At 71.5% G+C, this 13,347-nt stretch carries 14 protein-coding genes; 4 read left to right on the forward strand and 10 right to left on the reverse strand.

The window, feature by feature from the left end; genetic code table 11:
• Position 1 precedes the first annotated feature (1 nt).
• The 5 genes from KOI47_RS22035 to KOI47_RS22055 are packed head-to-tail and all read right to left on the reverse strand — an operon-like array spanning position 2 to position 4,932.
• Complete coding sequence (locus KOI47_RS22035; RefSeq protein WP_216206677.1) at positions 2-1,201, reverse strand: acetylornithine transaminase; 1,200 nt, start codon at positions 1,199-1,201, stop codon at positions 2-4.
• A complete protein-coding gene (gene argB / locus KOI47_RS22040; RefSeq protein WP_216206680.1) occupies positions 1,198-2,115 on the reverse strand; it encodes an acetylglutamate kinase in 918 nt (305 codons plus the stop codon). Before argB ends, KOI47_RS22035 begins: the two co-directional genes overlap by 4 nt.
• Entirely contained in the window at positions 2,112-3,305 is a 1,194-nt protein-coding gene (gene argJ / locus KOI47_RS22045) for a bifunctional glutamate N-acetyltransferase/amino-acid acetyltransferase ArgJ (protein ID WP_216206685.1), read from the reverse strand. The genes argB and argJ overlap by 4 nt, the downstream gene beginning before the upstream one ends.
• Positions 3,302-4,330, reverse strand: coding sequence for an N-acetyl-gamma-glutamyl-phosphate reductase (argC, locus tag KOI47_RS22050; protein WP_216206686.1), 1,029 nt, complete (start codon positions 4,328-4,330; stop codon positions 3,302-3,304). Before argC ends, argJ begins: the two co-directional genes overlap by 4 nt.
• Positions 4,331-4,377: 47 nt before the next feature.
• A complete protein-coding gene (locus KOI47_RS22055) occupies positions 4,378-4,932 on the reverse strand; it encodes a putative glycolipid-binding domain-containing protein (protein WP_216206689.1) in 555 nt (184 codons plus the stop codon).
• Between the two features lie 69 nt (positions 4,933-5,001).
• Between KOI47_RS22055 and KOI47_RS22060 the strand changes: the two genes are divergently transcribed.
• From KOI47_RS22060 to KOI47_RS22075, 4 genes are all read left to right on the forward strand, one after another.
• Positions 5,002-5,523, forward strand: a complete 522-nt coding sequence (locus tag KOI47_RS22060; RefSeq protein ID WP_216206692.1) for a CGNR zinc finger domain-containing protein — start codon at positions 5,002-5,004, stop codon at positions 5,521-5,523.
• Positions 5,524-5,602: 79 nt separating this feature from the next.
• Complete coding sequence (locus KOI47_RS22065) at positions 5,603-6,247, forward strand: DUF4240 domain-containing protein (protein ID WP_216206695.1); 645 nt, start codon at positions 5,603-5,605, stop codon at positions 6,245-6,247.
• A complete protein-coding gene (locus KOI47_RS22070) occupies positions 6,244-6,942 on the forward strand; it encodes a DNA alkylation repair protein (protein WP_216206697.1) in 699 nt (232 codons plus the stop codon). Before KOI47_RS22065 ends, KOI47_RS22070 begins: the two co-directional genes overlap by 4 nt.
• Before the next feature lie 38 nt (positions 6,943-6,980).
• Positions 6,981-7,409 (forward strand): protein-tyrosine phosphatase family protein, encoded by a 429-nt coding sequence (locus tag KOI47_RS22075; RefSeq protein WP_216206700.1) that lies wholly within the window; start codon positions 6,981-6,983, stop codon positions 7,407-7,409.
• On the opposite strand, the gene KOI47_RS22080 is transcribed toward KOI47_RS22075, so the two are convergent.
• From KOI47_RS22080 to rplT, 5 genes are all read right to left on the reverse strand, one after another.
• The gene (locus tag KOI47_RS22080; protein ID WP_216206704.1) at positions 7,406-8,272 is read right to left on the reverse strand and encodes an alpha/beta fold hydrolase; all 867 of its coding nucleotides are present in this window, start codon (positions 8,270-8,272) and stop codon (positions 7,406-7,408) included. The two genes, KOI47_RS22075 and KOI47_RS22080, sit on opposite strands and share 4 nt — an antisense overlap.
• A gap of 54 nt (positions 8,273-8,326) precedes the next feature.
• Positions 8,327-10,921, reverse strand: coding sequence for a phenylalanine--tRNA ligase subunit beta (gene pheT, locus KOI47_RS22085; protein WP_216206708.1), 2,595 nt, complete (start codon positions 10,919-10,921; stop codon positions 8,327-8,329).
• A complete protein-coding gene (gene pheS, locus KOI47_RS22090; RefSeq protein ID WP_216206712.1) occupies positions 10,922-11,986 on the reverse strand; it encodes a phenylalanine--tRNA ligase subunit alpha in 1,065 nt (354 codons plus the stop codon).
• Positions 11,987-12,098: 112 nt separating this feature from the next.
• Entirely contained in the window at positions 12,099-12,923 is an 825-nt protein-coding gene (locus KOI47_RS22095; RefSeq protein ID WP_216217464.1) for a TrmH family RNA methyltransferase, read from the reverse strand.
• Positions 12,920-13,294, reverse strand: coding sequence for a 50S ribosomal protein L20 (gene rplT, locus KOI47_RS22100; RefSeq protein WP_216206715.1), 375 nt, complete (start codon positions 13,292-13,294; stop codon positions 12,920-12,922). The genes KOI47_RS22095 and rplT overlap by 4 nt, the downstream gene beginning before the upstream one ends.
• Positions 13,295-13,347: the final 53 nt, after the last annotated feature.

A 13,347-nucleotide genomic window follows, 5' to 3' on the forward strand; every position in this document is an offset into this window, starting at 1 on the left:
GTCAGGCGCCTTTCGTGGTGGTGTCGAGCGCGGCGGGCAGCGCGGCAAGGAAGCCTGCGGCCTGCTCGTTGCTCAGGATCAGCGGGGGTGCGAGCCGGATGGTGTCCGGCGCGACGGGGTTGACCAGGTAGCCCTCCGCCTGCGCGGCCCTGGCCACGGCGGGGGCGGCAGGCTCGCGCAGGGTGATGCCGATCAGCAGCCCGGCGCCGCGGACACCGGCCACCAGCGGGTGGTCCAGCTCCTGCACCCCACTGGCGATGTCCTTGCCGAGCGCCGCGACATGGTCGTTCAGGTTCTCCTCTGCGATCGTGCGCAGCACCGCGAGCCCTGCCGCGCAGCACACCGGGTTGCCGCCGAAGGTGGTGCCGTGCTGCCCCGGTTTGAGCAGCTCACCCGCCTCGCCGACGCCGATCACCGCGCCGAGCGGGAGGCCGCCGCCGAGGCCCTTGGCCAGGGTGATCACATCCGGGGTGATCCCGGCATGCTGGAAGGCGAACCAGCCGCCGGTGCGGCCGAGGCCGGTCTGCACCTCGTCAAGTACCAGCAGCGCCCCTGCCTGCCGGGTGATCTCCCGTGCCGCCTGGAGGTAGCCGTCCGGGGCAGGCACCACCCCGGCCTCACCGAGCATGGGTTCCAGCACCACCGCGGCGGTATCGCCGTCCACGGCCTCCCGCAGGGCGGCGGTGTCGCCGAACGGGACATGGGTGACTCCGGGAACCAGCGGCTCGAACGGTTCCTTCTTGGCCGGTTGCCCGGTCAGCGCGAGGGCCCCCATCGTGCGGCCGTGGAAGGCCTGTTCGCAGGCCACGATCTTGGTTCGGCCGGTCAGCCTGCTGATCTTCAGCGCGGCCTCGTTGGCCTCGGCACCGGAGTTGACGAACAGTACCCGCCCCGCCCCGGCGAGCCCGGCCACGTCCAGCAGCGCCTCCGCCAGCTCGACCGCGACCGGGTTGACGTAGAGGTTCGAGGTGTGACCGAGCCTGGCGATCTGGTCGGTGACAGCCGCGACCACCGCGGGATGGGCGTGCCCCAGCGCGTTCACCGCGATGCCCCCGACCAGGTCGAGGTAGGCGTTCCCCTCGGCATCCCAGACCGTGGCGCCCTCGCCACGCACCAGGGTGAGCTCCGGGGTGCCGTAGTTGTCCATCAGGGCCGAGGCCCAGTGCCCCTGACCGTCCGCATTGGACCCGATCCCCGTCACGACTCCTCCTCCGGCAGCACCATGGTGCCGATCCCCTCGGATGTGAACACTTCCAGCAACACGGAATGGGCCAGCCGCCCGTCGATGACGTGCGCCCGGCGCACGCCGCCACGGATCGCGCGCACGCAGGCCTCCATCTTCGGGATCATGCCGCTGGCCAGTGCGGGCAGCAGTTCTTCCAGTTTGTCCACCCGGATCCGGTTGATCAGCGAGGACCGGTCCGGCCAGTTCGCGTAGAGCCCTTCGATATCGGTGAGCACGACGAGCTTCTCCGCGCCGAGTGCGGCGGCCAGCGCACCTGCCGCGGTGTCGGCGTTGACGTTGTGCACCACCCCGTCGGCGTCCGGCGCGACCGTGGACACCACCGGGATACGGCCGGCGTTCACGATGTCCAGCACGGCGTCCGGGTTCACCCCGACGACCTCGCCGACCAGCCCGAGGTCCACCGCGGCGCCGTCCACCATGGCCTGTTTGCGCTGCGCGGTGAACAGGTGCGCGTCCTCGCCGGAGATCCCCACGGCGTACGGTCCGTGCGCGTTGATCAGGCCGACCAGCTCGCGGCCGACCTGCCCGACCAGCACCATCCGCACCACGTCCATGGTCTCCGGGGTGGTGACCCGCAGGCCGCCGCGGAACTCGCCCTCGATGCCGAGCCGGTCCAGCATCGTGCTGATCTGCGGGCCGCCGCCGTGCACCACCACCGGGTGCAGCCCGGCCAGCCGCAGGAACACCATGTCCTGGGCAAAAGCCGTCTTCAGCTCCTCGTCCACCATGGCGTTGCCGCCGTACTTGAGCACCACGACCGCACCGTGGAACCGCTGCAACCAGGGCAGCGCCTCCACCAGCACGCCCGCCTTCTCCGCCGCCGTCGCCAGCCGCTCCCGCGGCGGCACGATCGCTTCCGCCTGGCTCATGAGGAGTACGCGCTGTTCTCTTCGACGTAGCCGTGCGAGAGGTCGGTGCTCAGGATGGTCGCCTCCGCATCGCCGAGGCCGAGGTCGATGCCGATCTCGACCTCCCTGCCGGAAAGGTCGGCCGCGGAGCGGTCGGCCGCCGCGCTGCCGCCCGAGCACAGCGTCACCCCGTTGACCCTGATGGCCAGCGTCTCCGGATCGACCCGCGCGCCGGACCGGCCGACCGCCATGGCGATCCGCCCCCAGTTCGGGTCCGAGCCGAACAGCGCGGTCTTGACCAGGTTGTCCTCGGCCACGGTGCGGCCGACCGCGATCGCGTCCCGCTCGGTGGCCGCGCCCCGGACCACGATGTCGATCTCCTTGGTGACCCCCTCGGCATCGGCGCGCAACTGGTGCACCAGATCCAGGCTCACCGCGGTGAGCGCCTCGGTGAACTCCCCCTCGTCCGGAGTGATCCCGCTGGTACCCGAGGACAGCAGCAGCACCGTGTCGTTGGTGGAGGTGCCGCCGTCCACATCGAGGCGGTCGAAGCTGACCCTGGTCGCGGCGCGCAGCGCGGTGTCCAGTACCTCGCCGGTCAGAGCCGCGTCGGTGGTGAGCACCGCGAGCATGGTGGCCATGTTCGGGGCCAGCATCCCCGCTCCCTTGGCGAATCCGCCGATGCTCCAGCCGTCTCCCCGTGCGACGGCCTGCTTGGCATGGGTGTCGGTGGTCAGCACGGCGCCCGCGGCCGCGAGGCCGGCGGTGGCCGTCGTGTCGAGCTCCTTCATCGCACTGTCCACACCGGACAGCACGGCGGTCATCGGCAGCCGCTCCCCGATCAGGCCGGTCGAGCAGACGGCGACCTCGATCGCGCCGGTGTCCAGGCATTCGGCGACCTTCTCCGCGGTCGCGTGGGTGTCCTGGAACCCGCCTGGCCCGGTAGCGGCGTTGGCCCCGCCGGAGTTCAGCACCACCGCCCGCAACCTGCGGTGCCGCAGCACCTCCTGCGACCACAGCACGGGCGCGGCCTTGACCAGGTTGGTGGTGAACACCCCCGCGGCGGTGAACTCCGGACCGTCGTTCACCACCAGCGCCAGGTCGGGACCGCCCGAGGCCTTGATGCCCGCGGCGACACCGGCCGCACGAAAACCGGCGGGAGCGGTGACCCCCGCGTCCCGGTCCACCCGAATGCTCGGCCAAGACTTCATGGCGCCACTCCCGCCGTGCTGAGTCCGGTGGCCTCGGGGATACCGAGGGCCAGGTTCATGGATTGCACCGCGGCGCCCGCGGTGCCCTTGGTGAGGTTGTCGATCGCGGCCACCACGACCAGCCTTCCGGCTTCGGCGTCCACTTCCAGCTGTAGCTGCACGTTGTTGGAGCCGACGGTCGCCGCCGTGACCGGCCAGGACCCGGCCGCGAGAAGCTGCACGAACGGCTCGTCCCGGTAGGCCTCGAGGTAGGCCGACCGCGCGGCCGCACCATCCGTCCCTGCGGCCAGCGGGGCACTCGCCGTGGTCAGGATTCCGCGGGGCATCGGGGCGAGCACCGGGGTGAAGGACACGGTGACCCGTTGGCCAGCCACCGCACTGAGCCCCTGTACGAACTCCGGGGTGTGCCGGTGCGCGCCGGCCACGCCGTAGGCACTGACCGACCCCATCACCTCCGAGCCGAGCAGGTGCGGCTTCAGGCTCCGGCCCGCGCCGGAGGTACCGGTGACCGACACCACCGTCACCTCGGGCCGCACCAGCCCGGCGGCCAACGCGGGCGCGAGCGCCAGCAGGCCGCCCGTCGGGTAGCAGCCGGGTACCGCGACACGCTTGGTACCGCGCAGCTTGTCCCTGCCACCGGGCAGCTCCGGCAACCCGTACGGCCAGGAACCGGCATACTCACCGCCGTACCAGCGCTGCCAGTCCGTGGCGTCCGACAGCCGATGATCCGCGCCGAGATCGACGACCAGCACGTCCGGCCCCAGCCGGGCGGCGAGCTCGGCGGAATGCCCGTGCGGCAGCGCCAGGAAGACCACGTCATGCCCGGCCAGCGTGTCCGGCCCGGTCTCCAGCAGCACGCGGTCGGCGAGCGGCGCCAGATGGGGCTGGTGCTGCCCCAGTGGCGTTCCCGCGTTGCCCGCTGCCGTCAGCGCGCCGATCTCCACCCCGGGATGTGCCAGCAGCAGGCGCAGCAGCTCCCCGCCCGCGTAGCCGCTGGCCCCGGCTACCGCGACCTTCACCGTCATACGAATGATTATGCATGACAATGCAAAGCCAATCAAGGCGGTTTCGTTCAGGTGCGCTCGCGCCGCCACCCCTCCGGGTAGTCGAGGACCAGGTCGTGCTCGTCCACCGGAAGGTCGGCACGGAACCCTGGAGACTCGTACCGGTAGCGCTCCCCGCCACCGGCCGCGTCCAGCCTGGTGTAGCGCTGCGGGGAAACCGAAAGCTCCAGCTCGGGCAGCTTGATGTACAGCACCCGCAGGTCGGCGGCCTGTCCGGGGCGCAGGCCGAGCCGCCGGATGGGCAGCGTGTTGGTGAACGGCGTGATCGAGATGTCCACGTCGAGGCAGCCGGCGAGCTCCGGCAGCGGCGCACCGGACTCGTCCCGCCAGGCACCGAGACCATCACCCGATACGGCGATCCTGCGCACGGCGTGCTCGCGAACGAGCTCGACCTCCACCCAGGTCGTCGCCCCGTCCGGGGCGGCCTCGATCCGGTAGGCGATCCGCGCGGCCCCGTCCGGGAACGCCATCACCGCGTTGCTGTCCACCCGTAACCCGTCCTGGTCCGACCAGCGCACATGCTCAACCCCCGGCCAGTCAAGGCAGCTCCACGCGACCTCCATACCCGCCTCCTCCGTCGTTAACCGTCTATCTAGTTAGCAAGTTAGCATGGAAACCATTAAAATGAGTGAATGGTTAGCGTGGACGGGCATCGGCAGGCCGCGCCAGGGGAACTGGAGCGGGTACGCGAGCTGCTGAACACCTGGCTGGTGCCCAATGACACCCGGGTGCCCACCGACAACCTCGCCGAGTTCTGCGCCGCGCGCGGGCTCGGCACGGCGGAAGCGGACACGATCCGCGCACTGCGGGACGACCTGCGGTCCGTGATCGAGCAACCAGCGGACGCGGAGGGCCTGCTCGCCGACTGGAGCGCCAGTACGGCGCTGCGCCCCGTGCTCAGCCAGGGGCGGCTGGCCTTCGCCCACGACGGCGGGCTCGCCGCGGAGCTGCTCGCCGCGGTGTTCTCCGCCGCCGCGGCCGGGCGGCTACGCAGGCTGAAGGCCTGCCCCGACTGCCGCTGGGTGTTCTACGACCACACCCGCAACGGCAGGAAACGCTGGTGCCTGATGTACGCGGGCGGGCCGGAAGGGCGGGCCTGCGGCACCATCGCCAAGGTGCGTACGTACCGGCAGCGCCACCCCGGAACCGCCTGACGGCGCAGTCGCGTTGCGCCGAATGTCGGACCCCCGGTCTAGCGTGCCTTGCATCACACCCGCGACCCGAGGGGGAACGATGAAGGAACACCACGTCTGGCGCCTGATCCGGCACGCGCGGCAGGACGCGCGCGACCACCTGGCCGCCGCGGGCGACCGGCACAGCTGCCTGCCCACCGTCTTCACCTGGACCGTGCTGTCCTTTCTGGACCGGTCGCTCCAGGACAGACCACTGGCCGACGTCATCGCCTTCCAGCAGCTACTGATCCGCATCCACCGCCGTGCCTACCGGTGGGACCTCTGGCTGGCGTTCGGGATCGCGCTCGGCGGAGCCGACGAGGACCGCTTCGACGACTGCATCTGCTGGCTGATCCTGCAGGGCAGACGCACCTTCGCCCGGGTACTGGTCGATCCGGACGTCCTCGCCGGGATGGAGGTCGATCCCGCGGAGGTGGCCGGCTCGAGCCGCCTGGACACGCTGACCCACGAGGTACTCATCCCGGGCATGGGCGAGTCCCTCAGCTGGTGGCAGGAAAAATGGCTCGATGACGTGGTGGGCAGCATCCTGCCCATCGGCCCACCACCCGGCGCGCCGCCAGGACAGGACCTGGCCGCGGCACGGCGGCGCTTCCCGAAACTGGTCGCCCGCCACCTTCCGGCCGAGCAGGCGGAACTCGGCGGCCCGCTGATCCGGCACCACTTCCCCGCAGGACAGGTCCGATGAACCTGACCGAGGCGGTGCGCACCGGGCTGGCCGAACTGGCGGATCCGGCGAAAGCGCCGGCCATGCGCGCCTACATGAAGTCCGAGCTACCGTTTCGCGGGGTGGCCAAGCCGGCGCGGCAACGGCTGGCGCGGCGGGTGTTCGCCGAGCATCCGCTGCCGGACCTCCGGTCCTGGCGGGCCACCGTGCTCGAGCTGTGGCACGGTGCGCGGTACCGCGAGGAACGTTATCTCGCCCTGGACCTGACCGGCCACCGCGCTTACTCCTCCTGGCAGGGGCCGGAGTTGCTGCCGTTGTACGAGGAACTGATCGTCACTGGCGCGTGGTGGGACTTCGTGGACGAGCTCGCCGCCCGCCGGGTGGGCCCGATCCTGCGCGCGGCACCCGAGACGACCGATCCGCTGCTGCGCCGCTGGGCACGCGATGCGGACCGGTGGAAGCGCCGCACCGCGGTGATCTGCCAACTCGGATCCAAACAGGACACCAGAGTCGGCCTGCTGGAGTACTGCGTCGAGGCGAATATCGACGACCCCGACTTCTTCCTCCGCAAGGGCATCGGCTGGGCGCTGCGCCAGCATGCGCGGGTGGACCCGGAGTGGGTGCGCAGGTTCGTCCGCGCCCATCCCGGGCTGTCCCCGCTGTCCCGGCGGGAAGCACTCAAACATCTGGAGGGAAACCATGGTGTGCACCGGTAGAAACAGACATGCGGCCCAGAACACCCTAGGCTCGCGTCGTGGTCGATATCTGGGAACCCACCGCGGCCGGGGTGCTGCGGTTGCCCTCGGGCCGCCTCGTCCGGGGTCGAGGGCTGCGCCAACCGTTGCCTGCGGGCCCGGAGCCCACCTTCGCGCTGTACCTGCTGGGCCGGCAGCCCCCTCCGGTGAGCTGGGAGGCCAGGTGGCTGCGCTGGCCGGACTTCTGGTTGCCCACCGACCGCCAGGCCGCCGCCCAGGCCCTGCGCGAAGCATGGGCACGCGCCGAAGACGGCCGGGTCGAGATTGCCTGCGCCGGCGGGCGTGGCCGGACCGGCACCGCACTGGCCTGCCTTGCCGTGCTGGACGGGGTGCCCGCCAAGGAGGCGGTCGGCTACGTCCGCGCGCACTACTGCGCACACGCCGTGGAGACGCCATGGCAACGCCGGTTCGTCTCCCGCTTCCACTAAGCGGTCATCTGCCCGGTGTGCCGCACGACGGCGGACACGACGGTGTCCCACAACGCGGGCGGGGGCATCTCGTGCCCCATGCCGGCCAGCGGGACAAGCGTGGCGCCCGGAATCTCGGCGGCCAGCGCCTCGCCGTGGGCATACGGGAAGAGCGGGTCATCGGTGCCGTGCAGTACCAGCGTCGGCACCGCGATCTCGGCGAGCCGGAACTGGTCCGTCGAGCCGCCGGAAATGGCCCAGTGATTGGTCACGCTCGCCGCGAGGTCCCTGGTGCGGTCCACCGCGATGTTCGCCACCCGCCGCGCCCGCTCCTCGTCGAAGCCGAGCGAACCGGCGAAGGGCCGTTCGGCCTCGACGAGATAGTCGACCACGCCCTGCCGGTCGGCCCAGTCCGGTTCGGCAGCCGGGTCCTCGAACGTGGCCCGGATCCGCGGCTCCGGCGGGGGCAGGCACTCCTGGCCGGAGCGCTCGCCAGCCGGGCTGGTGGCGACGAGGGTGAGGGTGCGCAGCCGGTCCGCGTGCCGGGCCGCGAGGTACTGCGCCATGCCGCCACCCATCGAGACGCCGACCAGATGCGCACGGGCGACCCCCAGTGCGTTCAGGATCCGCAGCGGGTCGGTGGCCAGTTCGTCCCCGGTGTACGAGGGTGCGCCCGCGGGCGAGGTGACGGACCGGCCGGTGTCACGATGGTCGTACCGGATCACGAACCGGCCCTGCTCCGCGAGCCGGGTGCAGAAGGCAGGCTCCCACCAGTCCATCGAGAGGGCCGCCCCGGCGATCAGCAGCAGCGCCGGATCGGTGGCCGCACCGAAGGTCTCCAGGCACAGCTCGACCCCGTCGGCCGTCATGATGCGTTCAGTCATGTCCCGGTAGACCCTCTCGGTGCGGAAAACTCATCGGTCCCGCGGAAGCGGAGGTCAGCGCAGGGTGGCGCCGAACCGCTCGGCCGCGGCCGCGACCGCGGCATCCCGCGCCTTGGTGGCCTCCTCGGCGGTCAGGGTCCGATCGGGAGCGCGGAACCGCAGCTTGTACGCCAGCGACCGGTTACCCTCGCCGACCTGGTCACCCCGGTAGTCGTCGAACAGCGCGACGTCCTCCAGCAGCTCGCCCGCGCCGTTGCGCAGTACCTCGGCGAGTTCGGCGGACGGTACCTCGGCGTCCACGACCAGCGCGACGTCCAGCAGCACCGGTGGATACGCGGAAATGGCGGGCGCGGGCCTGCCATCCGGCAACGGGATCGCGTCGAGGTCGAGCTCCATCGCGGCCATCCGGGCGGGCAGGCCGAGCGCCTCGACCACCTTCGGATGCAACTCCCCCGCATGCCCGACGGTCCGGCCGCCCACACTGAGCCGGGCGCACCGGCCAGGGTGCCATGGCGGCAGGTTCCCCGCCTCGACCCGCAGTTCGACCCCGGCCGCGGCGGCGACAGTGCGCGCCGCCTGCACGGCGTCCGCCCAGCTCGCCCGCTCCCCGGGGCCCCACCAGCCGGGACGCTCCCGCTGCCCACTGAGCACCACGGCGACATGTGTCGGCTGATCCGGCACCGCCGCGCGCAACGCGGCCAGGTCCTCCTCGCTCGGCCTGCCGTCCACGCCGAGGTCGGGCACGGTTTCCTGGTGCTCGCCGGGCAGCACGACCTGCCCGATGTGGAACAGGCCGAGATCGCGGAACCCACGGGCCGTGTTTCGCTGCAGTGTCTCCAGCATGCTGGGCAGCAAACTGGTCGCCAGTTCGCTCTTGTCGGCCTCGAGCGGGTTCAGCAGCGTCACGGCCTGCCTGCGGTCATCGTCCTCCGGCAACCCGAAGGCATCCCACACCGCCTTGTCGACGAACGGGAACGGCAGCACCTCGACATAACCGGCCTCGGCAAGCGCGCGGGAGACGGCGCGGCGGCGCCGTTGGACCTCGGTGAGCCCGCGGCCGGCGGGCGCGGCAGGCAGCACCGAGGGGATGCTGTCGTAGCCCTCGAGCCGCAGCACCTCCTCCACCAGATCGGCCTGCTGCACCAGGTCGGCTCGCCAGCTCGGCGGAACCGCGGTCACCAGTCCCTTTCCGTCGTCCCCCGTGCTCACCGTGATCTTGCAGCCGATCTGGGTGAGCCTGCGGACGGTGACCCCACGCTGGTAGTTCACACCGGCGACCTGGTCGGGCAGGCTGATCGGCATGGTGACCGCGGGCGGTGGCTCCACCCCGCCCGCATCGGTGCGACCCGGCTGGATGCTGCCGTCGCCGTACTGACGCAGCAGCCGCGCGGCCAGTTCCACCGCCACCGCGCACAGCTGCGGGTCGGTGAACCGCTCGAACCGTTTGGCCGCCTCGGAGAACAGCTTGTGCCGCCGGGCCGTCCTGCTGATCGAAGCCGGATCCCAGTGCGCGGCCTCGAGCAGCACATCGGTGCTGTCCAGCCCGATCTCGGTGCCCGCGCCGCCCATGACCCCGGCGAGCGAGGTGACCCCACTGTCGTCGGCGATCACCATGTCGTCCGGATCGAGTTCCCGCTCCACATCGTCCAGGGTGGTCAGCTTCTCCCCGGCCCGCGCCCGGCGCACCACGAGGCCACCGCGCACCGCGGCGGTGTCCCAGGCATGCATCGGGTGGCCGAGCTCGAGCATCACGTAGTTGGTGACGTCCACGGCCAGCGAGATCGACCGGATTCCGGCCAGCATCAACCGGCGGCGCATCCACCACGGGGTCGGGGCTCCGGCGTCCAGGCCGGTGATCCTGCGCAGCACGAACCGGCCGCAGCCCTGCGGGTCCTCGATCGTGACCGGCCAGGCGTCGCCCTCGGCCTCGGGCAGCCCGACGGCACCGGGATCGGCCGGGTCGCCGAAGGGCGCATCCAGCGCACAGGACAGTTCCCTGGCCAGGCCGCGGATCGAAAGCGCGTATCCGCGGTCGGGAGTCGGGGTGAGCTCCAGCACCGTGTCGTCCACGCCGAGAATCTCCCTGGCGTCGTCGCCAGGGCTCGCCGTACCCGGCGGCAGCACCAGGATGCCGGTGTGATCGTCGCCAAGGCCGAGTTCGCTCGCGGAACAGATCATGCCCTCGCTCACCCGGCCATAGGTCTTGCGCGCGGTGATCTCGAACCCGCCGGGCAGCACGGCACCGGGCAGGGCGACCACCACCAGGTCACCCTCGGCGAAGTTGCTGGCACCGCAGATGATGCCGTTGGTCCGGATCCCGGAGTGCCCGTGCTCGGCGGCGTCCTCCTCGTCAGCCTCGTCCCCCGCGTCCTCCTCCGGCTCGTCCAGCTCCGCCGCGAGCTCGTCGGCGGGGGCCACCGGCATACCGTCGCCCACCTCCACCCGGCAGTACCGGATGGGTTTCTTGAACTCGGTCAGCTCCTCGAACTCGACGACCCTGCCCACCACGAGCGGCCCCTCGACCTGGCCGAGTGGTTGCACGTCCTCGACCTCGACGCCGATCCGGACGAACGCGTCCACAAGCTCGTCCGGCCCGACGGCTTCGTCGAGCTCGAGGTGTTCGATGAGCCAGCTGACGGGGACTCGCACTCACGCCTCCGTTCCGAAGGGAAGGGTGAACCTGATGTCGCCCTCCACCATGTCGCGCATGTCGGGAATCCCGTTGCGGAACTGCAGGGTGCGCTCGATACCCATGCCGAACGCGAACCCGGAGTACACCGCGGGGTCGACGCCACAGGCACGCAGCACGTTCGGGTTGACCATGCCGCAGCCGCCCCATTCGACCCAGCCGGGGCCACCCTTCTTCTCCGGGAACCACACGTCCACCTCGGCCGAGGGCTCGGTGAACGGGAAGAAGTGCGGCCGGAAACGGGTACCCGAGGACTCCCCGAAGATCGCCCTGGCGAAGGCGTCCAAAGTGCCCTTCAAGTGGGCCATGGTGAGCCCCTTGTCCACCGCGAGACCCTCGACCTGGTGGAAGACGGGAGTGTGCGTGGCGTCCAGCTCGTCCGTCCGGTAGGTGCGCCCCGGCACCACCACGTACACCGGCAGCTCCCGGTCCAGCAGAACGCGGGCCTGCACCGGCGAGGTGTGCGTGCGCAACACCAGGCCGGAACTCTCCGGCGCCACGTAGAACGTGTCCTGCATCTGCCGCGCGGGGTGGTCCTTGCCGAAGTTCAGCGCATCGAAGTTGAACCACTCGGCCTCGACCTCGGGGCCGTCGGCGACCTCGTAGCCCATCGCCACGAAGGCGTCCGCCACCCGCTCGGCGATGGTGGTGATGGGGTGCCGCGCGCCCCGGGGCACCTTGTCCCACGGGAGGGTGACGTCCACCGCCTCCTCGCGCAGCACCCGCTCGTCCCGCTCGGCCTGCAGGGCGGCCCGCCGGGCATCGAACGCGGCCTGCGCGGCCCGCATGGCCTCGTTCACCCGCTTGCCGGCCTCGGCCTTCTCCGCCTTCGGCAGGGAACCGATCTGCCTGCGGGCGAGCAGCAGCGGGGCTTGGTCACCGAGATGTGCCGGCTTGACGGCGGCGAGCGCGTCCAGATCCGCCGCTGCCGCGAACTCTTCCTCGGCCGCCCGCACCGCGGCCTGCAGGGTCTCCGGAGCGAGCGACGCTACCGACTGCCGCTCCTGGTCGTTGGCTTCGGGCATAACTCCTCGGCGTCCGGTGTGACGGGGGTCCGCGGCGCCCCGCAGGCGCGCGTGCACGTAGCGACTGACCGCCAGATTCTATGTGATCGCGATCCGGCGGCGCCGCCCAGTATCAAGTGGCCCGCCCACGGGAGGCCATCGCGCTGGCGTAGAGGCAGACCGCGGCCGCGGTGGCCAGATTCAGGCTCTCCGCCGCGCCATAGATGGGCACCCGCAGCACCCGGTCGGCCGCCGCCAGCAGTTCCGGGGCGAGTCCATGAGCCTCGTTCCCGAACAGCCAGGCGGTGGGCGCGACCAGGTCCGCCGCGGTCTGCAGGTCGTCCTCCGCACTACCGTCGGCCGCGGTCACCACCAGCCCGGCCCGGCGGCAGGCGGCCAGTGCCTCGGCGACCGAGGCACACCGGGCCACCGGGAGATGGAACAGGCTCCCGGTGGAGGCGCGCACGCACTTTCCGTTGTGCACGTCCACGGTCTCCCCCGCGAACAGCACGGCATCCGCCCCGGCCGCGTCCGCGACCCGCAGCACGGTGCCCGCGTTGCCGGGGTCGGCGACCCCGGCGAGCACCGCAACCAGCCGGGGCCTGCCTGCCAGCGCCCGCTCGGGTGGCACCTCGACGCTGTCGCATACGGCCACCAGCCCCTGCGGAGTCACCGTCTCGGACAGCAACTCGGCGGCCCGGGACGTGATCGCGGACACCCGGGCCGAGCGCTCCGCCTCGGTCACCAGCTCACCGTGCCGCGCCGCGGCCTGTTCGGTGACGAACAGTTCATGCACCCGGGCGTGCCGTAGCGCCTCCCGGACCGCCTGCGCACCCTCGGCGAGAAAACGTCCTGCCTCGGCCCGGCCCGAGCGGGTCGCGAGCCTGCGCGCAGCAACGACCCGGGGAGTCCGGTGCGTACACCGATCGTCCCCGGGTCGTGGCGAGGTCACACTCAGGCCGGCTTCACCGTCGCCGGGATGTTCTGCTTGGCGACCTCGGCCAGCGCCGTGAAGGCGGCGGCGTCGTTCACCGCGAGCTCGGCCAGGATCTTGCGGTCCACCTCGACACCGGCGGCCTTGAGGCCCTGGATGAACCGGTTGTAGGTGACGCCGTTCTGGCGGGCCGCGGCGTTGATCCGGGTGATCCACAGCTGGCGGAAGTCACCCTTGCGGGCGCGGCGGTCCCGGTAGGCGTAGTTGAACGAATGGAGCGTCTGCTCCTTGGCCTTGCGGTAAAGCCGCGAACGCTGGCCGCGGTAGCCGCTGGCGTTCTCGAGCGTCGCGCGACGCTTCTTCTGGGCGTTCACCGCCCGCTTGACGCGTGCCACGGGTCCATCCTGTCGATCTCGGGGGGTGGCCCAGGTCAGGCAACCCCGGGTGG

The sequence above is a fragment of the Amycolatopsis aidingensis genome, assembly GCF_018885265.1.
Lineage (GTDB): Bacteria > Actinomycetota > Actinomycetes > Mycobacteriales > Pseudonocardiaceae > Amycolatopsis > Amycolatopsis aidingensis.

Excerpts from the sequence above, each read along its gene's own strand:
- argB (WP_216206680.1), bottom strand. The coding sequence starts at position 2,115 with ATGAGCCAGGCGGAAGCGATCGTGCCGCCGCGGGAGCGGCTGGCGACG.
- argJ (WP_216206685.1), bottom strand. The coding sequence starts at position 3,305 with ATGAAGTCTTGGCCGAGCATTCGGGTGGACCGGGACGCGGGGGTCACC.
- argC (WP_216206686.1), bottom strand. The coding sequence starts at position 4,330 with ATGACGGTGAAGGTCGCGGTAGCCGGGGCCAGCGGCTACGCGGGCGGG.
- KOI47_RS22055 (WP_216206689.1), bottom strand. The coding sequence starts at position 4,932 with ATGGAGGTCGCGTGGAGCTGCCTTGACTGGCCGGGGGTTGAGCATGTG.
- KOI47_RS22060 (WP_216206692.1), top strand. The coding sequence starts at position 5,002 with ATGGTTAGCGTGGACGGGCATCGGCAGGCCGCGCCAGGGGAACTGGAG.
- KOI47_RS22065 (WP_216206695.1), top strand. The coding sequence starts at position 5,603 with ATGAAGGAACACCACGTCTGGCGCCTGATCCGGCACGCGCGGCAGGAC.
- KOI47_RS22070 (WP_216206697.1), top strand. The coding sequence starts at position 6,244 with ATGAACCTGACCGAGGCGGTGCGCACCGGGCTGGCCGAACTGGCGGAT.
- KOI47_RS22080 (WP_216206704.1), bottom strand. The coding sequence starts at position 8,272 with ATGACTGAACGCATCATGACGGCCGACGGGGTCGAGCTGTGCCTGGAG.
- pheS (WP_216206712.1), bottom strand. The coding sequence starts at position 11,986 with ATGCCCGAAGCCAACGACCAGGAGCGGCAGTCGGTAGCGTCGCTCGCT.